This is a genomic window from Vibrio barjaei (assembly GCF_001639065.2).
Lineage (GTDB): Bacteria > Pseudomonadota > Gammaproteobacteria > Enterobacterales > Vibrionaceae > Vibrio > Vibrio barjaei.
This window is the reverse complement of the sequence record NZ_LQXO02000009.1, coordinates 48,415-64,682: the sequence shown is the minus strand read 5'-3', so window position 1 is coordinate 64,682 and position 16,268 is coordinate 48,415. Positions and strand designations below refer to the sequence as shown.

Sequence of the window (16,268 nt, the reverse complement as noted above, 5' to 3'; positions counted from 1 at the left end):
AATTAGTGTAAGTGCTGTTCAAATCGAATGTGTTTAGCGACAGGCATACTCTGTCTCACTTCTTCTACAACATCGAAATTCAATTCGGCGGTTATCGTACCTGTCTGCTGCTCAAGTTGTCCTTGAACCTCCCCCCAAGGCGATATCACCATAGAGTGTCCCCAGGTTTCTCTTCCACACGGGTGAGTGCCACATTGATTCGCTGCGACTATCCAACATTGGTTTTCAATCGCTCTAGCACGCAACAGGACTTCCCAATGCGCCTTTCCAGTCACCGCAGTAAATGCCGCAGGCACAACAATTACGTTCGCCCCTTGAGCCCTCAACGCACTGAATAGATGTGGGAAACGCAGGTCGTAGCAGATGGTTAAGCCCACCGCACCAAAATCAGTCGGCACCATCGCAATGCTTGTACCCGCTTTAAACGTTTCCGATTCACGGTAATTTTTGTGACCATCATTGACGTCGACATCAAACATATGCAGCTTATCATAATGATTCATACGCTGCCCGTTTGCGTCAAAAACCAGCGTTGTTGTGGTCACTTCCGTTTCAGAAACCCGAATAGGAAAGCTGCCAATAATAAGGTGAATCTGATGGCGTCTTGCTAAATCAGATAACTTGTCTTGATACTTGCCTTTCCCTAAAAATTCCGCGTGACGGTGATAATCGTCACGGGAACCAAAAACCAACGAGTTTTCTGGGGTAAGAATCCACTTCATCCCCTTGGCAGAAAGAAACTCAACCTTATGTTCAATGAACTTGAAGTTCTTTTCTGGTTCGGGTCCTGATGTCATTTGTATGATGCCAAAGCGTTCCTTGCTCATGGTGTTACTTAATCTCCTTCTTGAGGTTTTCAGGTAACTTATATTCTCCCTGACTCCTCGAAATCTCACTTACCGTTGGTGAGTCCAATGGACCTTTAACTGAGTAGTTAACTTGTGTCACGACCTCAACCACGGGTGATATCACTGTCGTCACTGCAAGCACAACCAATGCTGTTTGAGGCGTCACCGCAAAAGCCGTAATGATAGGGATCCCTGAAGTCATGTCAGGCGTAAAGTTTACTTCAGCATCGACCGTTTGAGTCGAGAGATCAGCCAATCCTTTAATCGTCATTTCACCAGCAACCGCATCCATCTTAATGTCATTGGTCACAAACACGCCATCTCTGATTTTGCCGCTACCCGTAATTGAGTTAAACGCCATCCCTTTATCAAATACATCAGTAAAATCGAGCTGCATCTTACGAATAATGGAATCCAAGCTAAACAGACCAAGCAAGCGTGCGGCACCGCTCACATCAGAGATAATCCCTTTACCTAGCTTGGTACTGATTTCACCACTAACGGTATTTACTCGCATTGACCATGGTGCACCATCCCACGTTAACCTTGAGTCGAGATCAAATGGTGCACGTTGGATACCCGAGGTAATACCAAATCGTTCCATAAGGTCACTATTGTTCTCACCACTGACTGCTAGGTTGACCTGTGTTTTATTTTGCTGACCTGCGACCATCCAGTTACCGTCAATATGTACTTTGTTTGTCCCACTCGATAGGTCCAGCTTTTTCCAAACGAGCTTGTTACCTTGTCGTTCAACATCCATATCCACTTTGCCGACTTTGTAACCTTGGAACCAGAAGTTATCAATCGTCAGTTGAGTATCTGGCATGATATCAAAGAAGGTTTTATCAAACTCAGTCACTAATGGCGCTTCAAGGTTTTCCTGAGTGATAAGCGACTCATCATCTTGTGCCTTCTTATCAAACTCTGGCACGTAGATATGCAGACGTTTCAACGCAACATACAATTCGTTGTTGTCACTGTAACTCGCCTGCCCTTTTGCCTCTTGGCTATCAAGATCGAATTGCCAACCACCTTTTTTGTATCTGGCATTGAAGTTCACATCGTGCCACTCAATACCACCTAACATCAGTTCTTTCGCTTCCACATTTACCCGTTTAGGTAATGGAAGTTCCGGTTTATTCAGCTCATCTAGTAACGCTTTCTTTTCACTCGGCGGCTCTTTAAACAACTCACTCCATTGATCGACATTGAACTTGTCGGACCGTACTTGGAAGTGATGACCAACTATAGGGCTGATTTTGAATCCACCTTTACCCAACACCAAGTTAGTCGCCTTAAGAACCGGAACCTCTCCTGTGATATCAATCTCGGTTTGATATTTAACTGAGGGTAACTGCAATCTAGCGGTTATAGCTTGCTGGTTTCCGGAAGCTTGAAGTCTTGCTTTACCTGATTCACCAAACGCTTTTTTGAGTGGATAAGGATATTCACTCGCAATGGTCGCAAGGTTAGCATTCAGGTCAAGCTGATAAGTAAAGCCAACATCGTTGAGCTGAATATCCACGTCTAGGTTCCAAGGCGAATGCCCTGCCAGTCGACTAACCACCTTATCACCAACATAAGGCTCTAGTGGTGCGGTTTTCCAATCTCCAACCGCGTCAATCCCAACCGAATAACCTTTGCCAGCATTCTGCCCTTGAAAATCAAGGAAAATCGGCTGGTTCAGCAAGTTTGCAGACAGCCCTGTCGCTTTCACCACATCATTGTCAAACTCAACTCTACCGGACACTTTTTCCAGCGTCATTGGGGGGGCATCAATTTCGACGTGATTGTCTTTTAGCTCCGCGTATCCCCAAGCTCTGGACGGCGTATCGTCGCCAGAAAACGGAATATACAGTTGGAAGTCGGCATTCACATCGCCACTAACTTGAACTGCAGTTAACGCAGCACCAACCGAGTCCACCAGCGGCGAAGCGGTCATATAATCTCGAACGGCACTGCCTTGACCTGTCGCTTTCGCTTCTATTTCAAGGTGCCCATCACCACTGAGTACTGGAATTCGACCCGTGATGCGCTGGCCTTTAACATTCATCAGTGTCGCGGAACGAGAGTCCAAATACATGGTCTCATTTTGGAACAATAAATCGAGTTGTAAGTCAGTCAGTGGCGGCCAATTGGTATCAAAACTAAATTTAGCATCGCGAAGTCCTACCCAAGCTTGGAACATGCCGTTATGTTCTCGATATGGAAAGTCTGAGAGTTTGCCATACCACAACAGCTTAGATGTGTTGACTCGACCCGCTTGGATCGCTGCCGATAAGTAGTCCGTGAGACTTTGGCCCATCGCTAAAGTTGGCAGATAACGCCAAACCTCACCTGCATTGTATAGATCCGCTTCTGCATAGAACGACAAGAATGGGCTGTCATTCTTAGGGAAATCAAGTCTAAAAGCACCAAGCACTTGCAAGTCTGGCGTCGCAGCCGTCACTTTATCAGACCATAACGACCAACCTTGCTCGCCGTTATTTTGCCAATGAATATCAACCAAACCTTGCTTGATATTCAGCGGAGCTTGAAACACATCACCATAAGGGAAGCGATCATCAATAACGTTAACGCGGGCATGAGCTTGCTTCATATTACCGCGCACCGATCCTGAGACATGAGAGAAGCCCGGTAAAAGTTCCCATTGCGACATCGACATATTCTCAAGGTGTGCCGAATATTTCAGGGAGTCAGTACCGTCAGTTTGGGATAGTCGAATGTCTTCAATCTGCCCACCCGGGTTGAGTTTAGTTAACCACTCTTCCACACTCGGGTCAGGACTTAGTGATGCTAGTGGCTTTAAGGCGTTCACATCGAGCTGAGAAATATTCACTTGCCATTGCTGTTGGCGATTCCATTCTGCTGCAATGTCCAGCTCAGGCCACGGAACATCATTAGTTCTGGCTTGAACTTCGTGAACATTTAGCTGCCAACCAGCTTCTGATGGCAATAAATGCATAACCGCAGACTCAACGAATAGGTCGTGGTCTTTACCATCTTTAGACCAACTAAGCTCAGATGGTAACACTTCAAGATAAGCTTCTTTTGCTGTGCTGTTATCCAATGTAATCCAGCTGCGTAAGCTTACCTCTCCATCTTTAATACCAGTTTGCTGCTTTTGCGTTTCAGACAGCCACGGGGACAGCGACATTTGGTCCACAGCGACGTAAAAGTCACCAGAGACATTCGACAGCGAGCCTTTATCAATAAAGTCCGCTCTCACTTCTAGCGAATTTAAGTTTGCATCAGCAATGGAGATGGTGCCCTGTGCTAAGTGGCGTGCCTTTTGATTCCGCCATTGCAAATTCTCTATATCTAATTGACGTTCTTCACCAGATATAGATTGGTACAACACCGTTGAGTTAGCGACAGCAAAACGATCTAACTGCCTCAATAATAAGTTATCAAGGCGGTTGACCAACTGCTCGCCACTCGCAGCAGGTTGTTTGGGCTGTTGAACCGTTTTTGGCTCGGTCGCTTTTAGTAAATCGACCGAACGAATGTCCAGCATCATGTCATTAATGACCATATCCGCTAAGACAGGCTGCCTTTGAATAATGGTTTGAATCAAATCGAATTCGAGCTCTAAGTTCCCGACTTCGAATTTAGTTTCAGGGCTTTCAGGAAGACCAACAACAACGCCTTGAAGCGAAATAGAGGGGTGAGTGTTACGCCAAAAACCGCGTACATCTTTCAAAGAAATATTGAGACCTGTTCCTTGGTTTACCCAAGTCACTATTTCTGGTTGAATTTTGTTGAGCTGTGGCAAACCCACACGCAGCACTGTGACCGCAGAGGCAAGCAACACCAATACGGTCAGTAGTAACCAGAGAAAAAAACGGACAATCCGATTAACGCGAGAACTCACAAATTACTCATTACATCATAACAACATCAAATTGTTCTTGAATATATAAAGGCTCAGCTTGAATTCGAACCTGTTTACCAATAAAGACTTCCAACTCAGCCAATGCATGAGATTCGTCGCCTTCAAGTGCTTCAGCAACAGCAGGAGACGCATAAGCTACGAATTTGTCGGCATCGTAAGCACGGTTAACACGAGTAATCTCGCGTAAAATCTCATAGCAAACTGTTTCGACGGTTTTCACTGAACCGCGGCCTTCACAAGTTGGACAGCCACTACAAAGAACATGTTCAATACTTTCTCGAGTTCTTTTTCGTGTCATCTCCACTAAACCTAACTGGGTGAAGCCGTTGATATTAGTCTTCACTCGATCTTTAGCAAGTGCGGCTTCTAGAGAGTTCAAAACACGTTGGCGATGCTCTTCAAGGCCCATATCGATAAAATCGATGATAATGATGCCGCCTAAGTTACGCAGTCTAAGCTGTCGAGCAATAGCTTGAGTCGCTTCGATATTGGTGTTGAAGATAGTCTCTTCTAGGTTGCGACGACCTACGAATGCACCAGTGTTAATATCGACCGTTGTCATCGCTTCAGTTTGATCAATAATCAGGTAACCGCCAGACTTTAAGTCAACTTTACGTTCGAGTGAACGTTGAATCTCATTCTCGGTATCGTACATATCGAAAATCGGCTTATCACCTTCATAAAGTTCAAGCAAACTCTCCAGTTCAGGCACAAACTCGCTGGTAAACTCTTTCAAGCTCTCAAAAATCAGTCTTGAGTCCACTTGAACACGAGTAATTTCCGTCCCTACGAAATCACGAAGAATACGATGTGCTAGACCCAATTCACCGTATAACGTTGAACGCGTTTTATACTTAGTACGACGTTCATTGATTTTGGTCCACAAACGCTTAAGGAATGCTGCATCTTGCGCCAGTTCTTTTTCATTCGCACCTTCTGCTGCGGTACGAATAATAAAGCCTCCGTTTTCATCGCAGTAGTCAGCAACCACATTCTTTAAACGGTTACGCTCTTCTTCGCTCTCGATACGTTGAGAAACACCGACATGGCTCGCGCCTGGCATAAAGACGAGGTAACGGGATGGGAGGGTGATATCCGTGGTTAAACGAGCACCTTTAGTTCCAAGTGGATCTTTGACCACTTGCACTATGATGTCTTGACCTTGACGGACTAGCTCAGAAATATCACGGACTTGAAACTGCTTCTTTTCATTTTCGGCCACACACTCTGTATGCGGTACGATGTCGGAAGCATGCAGAAATGCTGCTTTATCGAGACCGATATCCACGAAAGCAGCCTGCATTCCAGGCAAGACTCGGCTCACTTTACCTTTATAGATGTTGCCGACGATTCCGCGCTTTGCTTCGCGCTCAATGTGGACTTCTTGGAGAACGCCACCTTCAATCATGGCAACCCTTGTTTCACTAGGGGTTACGTTTATTAACAGCTCTGCACTCATGAGCGCACCTCAATATTTTTAATTATTTATAAATTCTTGCAAGAGCTGGTCAGTTTCATACAGTGGCAGTCCAACTACAGCGTAATAGCTGCCCTCGATTCGAGTGACGAAGCGCCCCCCTAATCCTTGGATTCCATAACTGCCAGCTTTATCTTGAGGTTCTCCACTTAACCAGTATTGTTCGATTTCTTTTTCGCTAAGTGTTTTGAACCATACATCCGTCGTTACCACGACCGATAACTGCTTATTCTTAGATACAACACTGACAGCAGTGAGCACCTGATGTTGTTTTCCGGACATCCCTTGAAGCATAGCTTTGGCATGTTCGAAATCATTGGGTTTTTCTAGTACAAGTTCATTTAAAACGACGACCGTATCAGAACCGACAACTACAGAGCTGGAATCGCTCAACTCAAGCCCAGCCAACGCTTTCTCTAACGACAAGCGCTCAACGTACTGTTGAGCACTTTCTTGGTCTTGTTTCACTTCTTCAATATCAGGGCTCACCACTGAGAATTGGTATCCGAGCTGGCTTAATAGCTCTCTGCGTCTTGGTGAAGTTGACGCCAATACTATCTTTGTAGTCATTGATTTACCTGACATGCCAATGTCGTCTTACACGACGTAACAGTAAGAACATCCATGGCCAAAGTATACAGTTAATCAGACCACTCCACAGCGACATCGGATTAAAAGTGACGTCTTGGATCAAATACTCACCAAAAAAGATAAACACTTCTAGTAGCATAGAGATCAAGGCCATGATCGTAGCCTGCTGCCAAAGTGCCATGTTTCTTAGAACCAAGAAATTAAGAGCCACGATATAGATGACAATCGACATCATCATCCCGCGAATGCCTAAGGTAGAACCGACCAGCAGATCCCAAGTCAAACCGACGATCAATGCAGTACCCACATTCACTCGGTGCGGAAGTGCTAAAACCCAGTAACCTAGAACCAAGAATAACCATGACGGTCTTACGAAGTCTAGCACGCCTGGCCACGGTATGGTTTGCAAGACAAGCGCCACTATCAGTGACACACTGATCACTAAGTGACTGCGAAATGAACTATTAGCCATAATAGTATGAGAATCCTTTATTGCGCGTTCAGCGTATCTTCAACCGCTTGTTGCTGTCTATCATTACTCGGCCAAATCAACAGTAAGTATCTTAGTCGATCAAAGTCGACCACGGGCTCAGCAATAATGCTGGCGAACTCTCGTCGATTGTCTCGTTGTACCGATTTAACATGAGCAACGGGATAGCCTTCGGGATAGATTCCACCAAGACCAGAGGTCACCAACAGGTCATCCTTCTGAATATCAGTACTTGTTGGAATGTGCTCTAGTTGAATCTCATCGATAGACCCATTGCCTGATGCAATAACTCGAATATCATTACGAATGACTTGCACAGGTATTGCGCTGTTAGAGTCCGTCAGTAGCATAATACGGCTATTGTGAGCGCCAACGAAGGTCACTTGACCAACGATACCGTTTTCATTAATAACCGGCTGACCTTCATAAACACCGTCGATACGACCTTTATCAATCACGACTTGATGACGATATGGCGACGTGTCCACTGCCATCACCTCTGTCACCATCTTCTTTTCATCTCGGACGAAAGATGAGCCTAAGAGCTCGCGAAAACGCTGGTTCTCTTCACGGTATTGATCAAGCAAAATCAAGTCACTTTTGAGACGCAACACTTCGCGCTTTAAGTTTACATTTTGCTCGGCTAGACCTTGTCGAGTGTTTAGCCTTTCATAGACGCCATCAAACATGGTACGAGGAAGGTTTGCGGCATACTGAATCGGTGCGACTGCACTGTTCAATAAGTAACGGAAATTTGAGAATGTATCTAAACGACTATCAGCCAGCATTAAGCCGGCTGATAAAGTAACAGCAAGAAATAACCGAAGTTGTAAAGAAGGACCTCGACCAAATATTGGTTTCATGTACTCATAATCCTGATGTGGACTCTAGTTTCAGTACCACACCAAAACTAGAGTGAAACCATTATTCTTCTGTAAATAGATCGCCACCGTGCATGTCGATCATTTCTAGAGCTTTACCACCACCACGAGCCACACATGTTAGTGGGTCTTCAGCGATAACAACAGGGATACCGGTTTCTTCAGTGAGCAAACGGTCTAGATCGCGTAGCAGTGCACCGCCACCTGTTAGTACCATACCGTTTTCAGAAATATCAGAAGCAAGTTCTGGCGGACATTGCTCAAGCGCAACCATCACTGCCGATACAATACCAGTTAATGGCTCTTGTAACGCTTCTAGAATTTCATTCGAGTTTAGGCTAAAGCTACGAGGCACACCTTCGGCAAGGTTACGACCACGTACTTCAATCTCTTCAACCGTATCACCTGGATACGCAGAACCAATTTCGTGCTTGATCTTCTCAGCTGTCGCTTCACCAATCAAACTGCCGTAGTTACGGCGCACATAGTTGATAACCGCTTCGTCGAATCGGTCACCGCCGATACGTACTGAAGAAGAGTAAACCACACCGTTAAGCGAGATAACCGCTACTTCTGTTGTACCACCACCGATATCAACAACCATTGAACCTGTTGGCTCAGAGACACGTAGGCCTGCACCAATAGCAGCAGCCATAGGTTCATCGATCAAATACACTTCACGAGCACCTGCACCCAGTGCAGATTCACGGATAGCACGACGCTCTACTTGTGTTGAACCGCAAGGGACACAAACTAGAACACGTGGGCTTGGTTTCAGAACGCTGTTGTCGTGTACTTGTTTGATGAAGTGCTGAAGCATTTTTTCGGTCACATAGAAATCAGCAATAACGCCATCTTTCATAGGACGAATAGCAGAAATATTACCAGGCGTTCGACCTAGCATCTGCTTCGCTGCATGGCCTACCGCAGCAACGCTTTTGGCTGAACCCGCACGATCTTGGCGGATAGCTACTACAGAAGGCTCGTCAAGGACGATACCCTGTCCTTTTACATATATCAGTGTGTTGGCAGTACCTAGATCTATCGATAGGTCGTTAGAAAACATGCCACGCAGTTTTTTAAACATATTCTTCGCTCGTCCTGCAAGAATGAGAAGACAAAAATTGCACTAAATGTACCAATGCCTTGCCATCACAGCAAGGCATTGAAGCAGAAACATGGGGTGAAACCCGCATTTTCTTACAGTTTCCTTACTTAACGCAAAAAATTCACAGGATTTATTGCCCGATAAGGCGTGGCTCACCTCGATAAATGACTCTATCATTCCCTCTATGTGATCCGAAGGTCACTACGGCATGCGGATCTTCATCACCCACACCGCGCCAGTTATATCTCAACCAAGAACGACCCGCGTTACTATCAAAACACTTAATAGCACTATCATTTTGGTTCAGTTTAATTGGGGCACCATGATCAAGCCTTAACCACAAATTAACTTGTTCGCGAATTCTATTGTTGCTCGCAAAGAGTTGGCTGCTGCTGCCTTGGCTGATGACAGCATCTTCTGTGGTTATCGTATTGCCATCTTTATTAAACAGCTTGGCATCCGTCTCTAACTGACCTGACCACAAGATCTGTCGGCAGTAGTGCTTACCATTGAATACAGAACCACTGTCCGCATCATTGAGCGCAAACCCAGTTTCAGTCCAATATTCCGTTCTCAAAGGGATATTGATGTCCGTTGTCAAATCGCCACCAACGTTGTCCATCACCATACGACCATAACGAAACTCAGGTTGTATTGGGAACGCTTTCGCGTTGGTACCATTTACCATTAAAGAAGGGCCTTCAAAATCTACACCGTCAACTAAATTAGACTGAACCCCAAAGTGCCCTTTAACAGGTAGTTCTTTTATCGAGGTAACACCATCCAGTTGATAACGTTTAGCGAAAACATAATCACCAAAGCTAGCCTCCAGTCGAGCTCGTGAAGTGCTGCATGACGAGTCAGTAGAATCGCACTTCCAAGCTTCACTACCCCAGCTCGTTGCCGTCGCACTTATTCTCGGTAAGTAGCTATCACCACTGTCATTGGCAGCAACATGGTTTAAGGTCACCATCAAATTAGGCACGAAGTAACCGTAGTTAGGAGTAGGTGATTTTTCTAGATTACGCGCCTCCACAACAAAGCCTGGTTTTATTGGTTGGCCCATATATGCAAACTCAGAGTGCCCTGATTCATAGCCCCATTGATTGGAGATCATAGCAAGATGATGGGGATAAAAACGGCCGATACTGCGGCTACTCGGATTGATTGCCATCCCCAAATAGTTCGATTGACTTTGAGTCTGTACTAGAAGACTACCGACATCTTCCCAATAGAGAGCGTAAAATGGCAACACACCATTACTGCCTCGATTACTACGAACAAATGTTGACCCGTCCTCACCATCCATTTTTATAGGGAATCTTTCGTCAACTGGCCTAACGGCAGGCGTGTTCTCGGTGGCACTGAGTAAAACACTGGAAACAGGCGCATCAGTATCGAAGTAATTTTTGGTGATAAATTGCGACTGACAAAAGGATGGCAATATCGGAACTTGACCTTGAGTCGCGCCATTTTTCTGCCATCGAATTGGCACTGCATCTAAGTTAAAGCGTTCACCTGCTGCTTTATAACTACTACCTTGAGATGAAGTACCATCCAATGCTAACTGGTAGTTTGATGCATCACAGATCGCGAACGTCCACGGCCTTACTTTTAGCTCGTGAACCCCTTTATATGTGACACATTGTTTCGCTGCTTCCGCCCCTTGTTTGCCTAGAGGGCTTTGCTCACTCTCATCGACACAACGCGTCTGAGATAACTCAAAAGAGACTCGCCCAGCTTCATCGTACTGAATATCCATCAGAGCACTGTGACCAGCATCAGGTGTACTGCTGCCATGAGAAAAATCTAGTGCTAGATCCGTCACTGGAATTGGCACAAAGTCATTACTCTGTGCGGCTTTGACTTTAATTGATGCTTGTACTGTTGGAGATTTGGGTTCTAGATAACGTGTCGCTGCAATATCAACGTTTTGCACTCCAGAATAGTTTTTTGCCGCCACAACTTGGGACAAGCCTGAACGCGTTACACTACAGGTCACAGGGCGTACTTCGATCGTTGCCGATTTGCCAGCAATCAAACTCGACGCTTGCGGCGTAAATTCAAACTTGTTTGCCGTAAACTCGTAGTTACCCGTCACGAGCGTGTTGTTCGCGCTCTCCACCAATTCACCGGACACGCTGAGCTGTTCGATATGGTGGCTACTCACATCGAATATAACCCGGCCGTTAGCACTTGGGTTGTATAGCCCCTCGCTAATACGAACCCCTTCTATCAATTGCAATGTGGCAGAGGCAGGCGCTGTAATTCTGACGCCTTTGGTGTAGTCCTCAATAGGCTTGCCGTACTTATCGACCACATTAAACGTGACACGTTGAGTTTCACAACTCAATGCGATGCCTTTTAATGGCTCCAATTCCAAATAGTAGTCTTGACTTGGTGGTGGTGCTTTACATTGCACAGGAATACGCGCAAACAACACATTACCCTCACCTTCAACATCGTTATCATCTCTGTCTTTATGTCGTTTCTGATCATCATAGTCACGCTCGCCAAGCGTCACATTTGGAGCGGCAACCCCACCAAAGATGTAGTTGTCTTCACCATTGACTAAGAAACCTCGCGTTCCGACAGTAGCGGCTTCAGGAGGGACATAAAAATAGGCTTTGATAACAGAGTCTTCACTCTCAATTTCAATGTCACTGCCCGCGCCATGCCCGACAAAAAGCAAATCTTCACTGTTTCCTAATGTATTGATTTTTAGCTCATCTTTGAAATGAGGCGGATACAGGTCTCCGTTTGCTTTTATTCCTCGATAATTGATCTTAACTGGCCCATTGATCAGTTGGATCTCTGCATCTTCCAAATGTATATGCTCATTAACCCAATACTCACCAGAGTCAATGATGAGCTTACTGTCATCCTTAACCTCTAACTTATTGATCTTATTATTAGTCCATTTCAAATGGCATACTTTGCCGTCTTTACATTTAAAGTCGCTCGAATAGTCCCCACTTGGAAAATCATCCAGTTGCGGTGGATAGTTTTCAAAGCTCTTCGTGGGCTCCACTTGACAGTTTTGCCAACCAAAACCACGTAAACCACGTAAACCAATGAATGAAGACGTATAAAAGCAGCCGCCATAAGTGCTGTTATTGGTAAAGCGAGAAAACGCGAGGCCAGTGTTATTTCTCGGTAAAACGATGGCGTTGACATCAAAATCATCAAACCATTCGTCTCTATCATCGTCATATTCACTATTCACATTCAGAAGCCCTTGTGGCGATCCGGATGTGTCATAAAGGGTCGTCTGCACTTCTTCCTTAAAGTAGGGACAAAGATCAAGCTTGAATTCAGGCGGGGGTGGTGTGTCATCGCACAACTTAGATAAATTAAAGGTATTCTTCTTACCTGTGACCGACATATGATTGACCGTAATATTCATATTAAGATCGTTGTGTTCACCGCTTACCGTTAATCCCTTTTGAAAACTGGATGGATCTACGTATAGGGCAGCAGAGATCTTATTGTGATTCGTCAGATTGATAGCCGCGTTAGAGCCGTGTCCAATTAAAATAAGATCAGTTACTGCGCCATCTTTATTGATATGTGAATGACCACTTATGTAGAACTGGCGGTAGTGCAGGATTGTGGGCGAACTTACTTTGATTTTTGCTGCATGTTCCAAGGTCAACGAGCCAATCCAAATCTCACCTCCTTCTAACGTAAGAGTCTTACCTTGCCTCATCGTTATAGATTGGACTTTACTGCCACTTGGTAATGAGCAGTGCTTATCACTACAATTTGATGGTTCAAGGTTCGTAGGAAAGGCTGGTAAATCGACAGGTAGAGTTGGGGCATGATTCGTTGGGTTCACTGCACAACTATCAGTAGGAGCATTTGGATAGTAACAGTGGGCCGCAGTACCGTTATGAGCTGGACTGTTTGCTAGATAATTGAATGGCATTTTAAAACCATCCACATCAAAAGTAAGCGTCTGGTCATGTCCCGAAAAGTCCACTTGAGAGACGTAAGGATAACCATTTTGGCGATAGTTAGTTTGAACTGATTCCGGAAAGTAGTCGCAATATTCTATTGCATAACTATTTGCTACCACGAATAAGCTAATAAATAGAGCCATCAATTGCTTCATTGTGAGAGTCCTTTTACCCAAGCTTCTTGCTGACGCTGAATATCAAACCCTTGTCCATCGCCGCATATTGCTGTGCTGGTAATTTTAAAATAGCTGAGCTGTTTAGGAATCAGTTTTAGGTCGCCACCATTAACCGTTTCACACTGAACTGAAAGACTACGGCAGTTAATATCCACTTGAGAAATTAAATAAGACATTGCTACAGATGACGATGGCTGAAGCTGGTTACATCTGATTTCCAGCTCTTCTGTCAGACTCGATTCATTTAACGGATAGAGCTGCGTCAACGCCCACTCAACACCAGAGTTCGCCAAAAACCAAGCCTTGGTACCAATCAACTCACGTGATAGCGTCTCGTTACTTGACCATTGAATTCTATTGAGATTCATTGCCAACATACCCATTACCACCACAACAAAAATGGCAACGATGTAGACACTTCCTTGCTGTGAACGTTTTCTAGGGAACATTGAGCACCTGTACATCATGTTGGAAGTTAGACACTTCACCCGCTTGATTAAATACTAGATTTAGACGAACTAAAGCTGAGCGAAGTAGCGACGCTTCAAGGTGAGTAAAACTGCTTTTTAATGGTTCGATATTGGTAGCAACACGAATACCATTTCGCTCTATCTGACCAGATGTAGTGATGCAATAATTGACCTTGTTTGCTGAGTTGTAGATATACAAGCGCTGTCCAACCGAGCTCTGTTCTGGTAATTGATTTAACGTGAAATATTGTGCGTCCACCACAGAGCTGATCCCTGTCAAACTTATCGCTCGACGACCTTCAAGATCTTGCTGTCGACTTGGATTAATAATCAGCCTTTCGCTATTGGCAAAATGATGGGGATATTGGTTAATATTACCCACGACAAACTCAGTGTTTCCTAGCTTCTCATCCAAATGATAAAAGCCGGAAAAGGTAATCGGATAAAACGATACACATTGACCGTTCAAAGAGGTTTGAATGCTGTTAGGGACGGCGTGTCTAAGCTCACGGGACATTTTCTCAATTACAAACTGCGCTTGGTTCTGGATTTTAGTGCGGACAACTGAATCCATATAACCGCGCGCACCAAACTCGACAAAACCAGCAATTCCTAAAAACAGAATTCCAACTACCACCATGGTGATGATCATTTCTAGTAAGGTAAAACCGCGTGATTGCTTAACGGAGAATGACATTAGTAATTCCCCTTATACGCCACAAACTCATACTCTGTGAAATTACTCGCCGACACGCGGACTGTGATCTTTTTGAACGGACTTGTTTGATGCGTAGTTACTTGACCATCGAGTGCGTTATCGTAGTCATAGCTAACCAGAATATTAACGACAAAATTGCGGTAATCGTCTTGCTCATCACCACCTAGAAGGCTTGTTATAGATAAGCCTCGCTGACACTGCTGCTGGGCGTTAGCACCATACCAGCAGCCCATATAGTCATCGACATCATTATAGAAGGCGGGCTGCTCGTTTTTGTCCGGACCTAATGCAGCGGGTAATGTGCATTGCTTATCAAGTTCATCGCAACGCCATAGGCTACCGTTACGATCGCTCTGCTCATCAAAACTCACAGCTAATATCTGGTTCAACACCGCTTGTCCTAGTGAAGCGGCTCGTACTTGATAGTGCGGTAAAGCGCTTTTCTGCACACTAGGGAACAAGAAGCTCGTCAATGTAATCAAAGCGATGGCCAAGATCACTATGGCAAGTACGCTTTCGATCAGCGTCATCCCTTGACTCATTTTTCTAGCACGCATCGACAAAACCTTCTGAATTAATACAAATGGATGCCGATTCACTAAATTGAGTGAATTGAATCGTAATGGGGTAAGTACAAGATTCGCATACTGGACGACCAAGTAAATCGAAATTCAGCAGGCTAGTGGGAGCAGAGACCTGAATGTTATCTAACGCTAAATAGTCCGATTGCTCTTCAGGGTTCGCAAGAGTGCAACTGTACCGAGAGCCAAAACAACTATCTTTAATCGCCAGTTGGTAGCGGCTATTGAGCTCACCGATATCACTGATATTGGATTGCATTCGCCCAAGCTGTATTTGCTGAGTAATCGCAATAGCTTGTTCTTGTGCCGCAATGACAGAAAAGCCAGAACGGTTTAGAAATCGACTCGCAGCCACTACCGACACAATCGAAACTAAAACGATCACCACGATCAGTTCGATTAGCGTAAATCCTAATAACTTACGTTGTGGGATTAACATAGTAGTACCTGCAAAAATGATTGATAAATAGTATACAAAAGGACAGTACTAACTCATCTATCTATCATTAGAAATCGTTAAAAATCAGAATGCCTATCACAACACAAAAAAGGCCAGCCGGAGCTGACCTTTTTACGTCTTGGCTAATTAACAACCTGACGCTTCAACAGTTACTCTAGGTGCAGTGCCCGCTTGAGTTGATTCGTCGTATCTTACAAAACAGTTAGATTGGCGAATCGTACGGAAGTTAGCATTTGAACCATCATCAAAGGTAGCAATTAGAGCATCACGACGAGTCGCAAACATCCAATCTTGTTGCAAGCCATCTACTGCACTCACAAGGCCAGCTGCATCAGCAGTTGGGTAACCAAATGCAACCGTTACTGCTTCATTAGTACCTGCATTAATGGTGGCCGTTGCTTGCTGCTCAACACCCTCTACTGCAGCTTTGCCGTAGACAATGCCATTTGCACCTGAAATAGCACCTTTTAAACCATTGAGAGATGATTCGCGGGCATCACCTTGTAGATTTAGAAAACGAGGTGCTGCAGTTACTGCAAGAATACCCAAAATAACGATCACCACGACCATTTCAATTAGCGTGAAGCCACTTTGTCTTTTCATTTTTATAT

13 protein-coding genes are annotated in these 16,268 nt (G+C 44.8%); all 13 read right to left on the bottom strand.

Features of this window, described 5'->3' with window-relative positions:
• Positions 1–2: 2 nt before the first annotated feature.
• The 13 genes from AWH66_RS04865 to AWH66_RS04805 all read right to left on the bottom strand — a co-directional run bounded on the left by AWH66_RS04865 (position 3) and on the right by AWH66_RS04805 (position 16,260).
• A complete protein-coding gene (locus AWH66_RS04865; protein WP_063605926.1) occupies positions 3–827 on the bottom strand; it encodes a carbon-nitrogen hydrolase family protein in 825 nt (274 codons plus the stop codon).
• Between the two features lie 4 nt (positions 828–831).
• The gene (locus AWH66_RS04860) at positions 832–4,725 is read right to left on the bottom strand and encodes a YhdP family protein (protein ID WP_063605925.1); all 3,894 of its coding nucleotides are present in this window, start codon (positions 4,723–4,725) and stop codon (positions 832–834) included.
• A gap of 10 nt (positions 4,726–4,735) precedes the next feature.
• Positions 4,736–6,205 carry a ribonuclease G gene (gene rng / locus AWH66_RS04855; protein WP_063605924.1) on the bottom strand — a complete coding sequence of 490 codons (1,470 nt, stop codon included), beginning with the start codon at positions 6,203–6,205 and terminating at the stop codon, positions 4,736–4,738.
• 18 nt (positions 6,206–6,223) lie between these two features.
• On the bottom strand, positions 6,224–6,793 hold the full coding sequence (locus tag AWH66_RS04850; RefSeq protein WP_063606137.1) for a Maf family protein: 570 nt from the start codon (positions 6,791–6,793) through the stop codon (positions 6,224–6,226).
• A 4-nt stretch (positions 6,794–6,797) separates the two neighbouring features.
• Complete coding sequence (gene mreD / locus AWH66_RS04845; protein ID WP_006071011.1) at positions 6,798–7,286, bottom strand: rod shape-determining protein MreD; 489 nt, start codon at positions 7,284–7,286, stop codon at positions 6,798–6,800.
• Positions 7,287–7,303: 17 nt separating this feature from the next.
• Positions 7,304–8,167 (bottom strand): rod shape-determining protein MreC, encoded by an 864-nt coding sequence (gene mreC / locus AWH66_RS04840; protein ID WP_006071010.1) that lies wholly within the window; start codon positions 8,165–8,167, stop codon positions 7,304–7,306.
• A 61-nt stretch (positions 8,168–8,228) separates the two neighbouring features.
• A complete protein-coding gene (locus AWH66_RS04835; protein ID WP_006071009.1) occupies positions 8,229–9,272 on the bottom strand; it encodes a rod shape-determining protein in 1,044 nt (347 codons plus the stop codon).
• Positions 9,273–9,423: 151 nt separating this feature from the next.
• On the bottom strand, positions 9,424–13,407 hold the full coding sequence (locus AWH66_RS04830) for a DUF6701 domain-containing protein (protein WP_063605923.1): 3,984 nt from the start codon (positions 13,405–13,407) through the stop codon (positions 9,424–9,426).
• Positions 13,404–13,877 carry a hypothetical protein gene (locus AWH66_RS04825; RefSeq protein ID WP_063605922.1) on the bottom strand — a complete coding sequence of 158 codons (474 nt, stop codon included), beginning with the start codon at positions 13,875–13,877 and terminating at the stop codon, positions 13,404–13,406. The genes AWH66_RS04830 and AWH66_RS04825 overlap by 4 nt, the downstream gene beginning before the upstream one ends.
• Positions 13,867–14,595 carry a PulJ/GspJ family protein gene (locus tag AWH66_RS04820; protein ID WP_063605921.1) on the bottom strand — a complete coding sequence of 243 codons (729 nt, stop codon included), beginning with the start codon at positions 14,593–14,595 and terminating at the stop codon, positions 13,867–13,869. The genes AWH66_RS04825 and AWH66_RS04820 overlap by 11 nt, the downstream gene beginning before the upstream one ends.
• Entirely contained in the window at positions 14,595–15,173 is a 579-nt protein-coding gene (locus tag AWH66_RS04815; RefSeq protein WP_063605920.1) for a type IV pilus modification PilV family protein, read from the bottom strand. Before AWH66_RS04815 ends, AWH66_RS04820 begins: the two co-directional genes overlap by 1 nt.
• Positions 15,163–15,636, bottom strand: coding sequence for a prepilin-type N-terminal cleavage/methylation domain-containing protein (locus AWH66_RS26200; RefSeq protein ID WP_063605919.1), 474 nt, complete (start codon positions 15,634–15,636; stop codon positions 15,163–15,165). Before AWH66_RS26200 ends, AWH66_RS04815 begins: the two co-directional genes overlap by 11 nt.
• Positions 15,637–15,783: 147 nt before the next feature.
• Positions 15,784–16,260 carry a type II secretion system protein gene (locus AWH66_RS04805; RefSeq protein ID WP_006071001.1) on the bottom strand — a complete coding sequence of 159 codons (477 nt, stop codon included), beginning with the start codon at positions 16,258–16,260 and terminating at the stop codon, positions 15,784–15,786.
• Positions 16,261–16,268: the final 8 nt, after the last annotated feature.

What these genes read in the sequence shown, in the direction of transcription:
- AWH66_RS04865 (WP_063605926.1), bottom strand. Translation starts at nt 827, where the DNA reads ATGAGCAAGGAACGCTTTGGCATCATACAAATGACATCAGGACCCGAA.
- rng (WP_063605924.1), bottom strand. Translation starts at nt 6,205, where the DNA reads ATGAGTGCAGAGCTGTTAATAAACGTAACCCCTAGTGAAACAAGGGTT.
- AWH66_RS04850 (WP_063606137.1), bottom strand. Translation starts at nt 6,793, where the DNA reads ATGACTACAAAGATAGTATTGGCGTCAACTTCACCAAGACGCAGAGAG.
- mreD (WP_006071011.1), bottom strand. Translation starts at nt 7,286, where the DNA reads ATGGCTAATAGTTCATTTCGCAGTCACTTAGTGATCAGTGTGTCACTG.
- mreC (WP_006071010.1), bottom strand. Translation starts at nt 8,167, where the DNA reads ATGAAACCAATATTTGGTCGAGGTCCTTCTTTACAACTTCGGTTATTT.
- AWH66_RS04835 (WP_006071009.1), bottom strand. Translation starts at nt 9,272, where the DNA reads ATGTTTAAAAAACTGCGTGGCATGTTTTCTAACGACCTATCGATAGAT.
- AWH66_RS04830 (WP_063605923.1), bottom strand. Translation starts at nt 13,407, where the DNA reads ATGAAGCAATTGATGGCTCTATTTATTAGCTTATTCGTGGTAGCAAAT.
- AWH66_RS04825 (WP_063605922.1), bottom strand. Translation starts at nt 13,877, where the DNA reads ATGTTCCCTAGAAAACGTTCACAGCAAGGAAGTGTCTACATCGTTGCC.
- AWH66_RS04820 (WP_063605921.1), bottom strand. Translation starts at nt 14,595, where the DNA reads ATGTCATTCTCCGTTAAGCAATCACGCGGTTTTACCTTACTAGAAATG.
- AWH66_RS04815 (WP_063605920.1), bottom strand. Translation starts at nt 15,173, where the DNA reads ATGCGTGCTAGAAAAATGAGTCAAGGGATGACGCTGATCGAAAGCGTA.
- AWH66_RS26200 (WP_063605919.1), bottom strand. Translation starts at nt 15,636, where the DNA reads ATGTTAATCCCACAACGTAAGTTATTAGGATTTACGCTAATCGAACTG.
- AWH66_RS04805 (WP_006071001.1), bottom strand. Translation starts at nt 16,260, where the DNA reads ATGAAAAGACAAAGTGGCTTCACGCTAATTGAAATGGTCGTGGTGATC.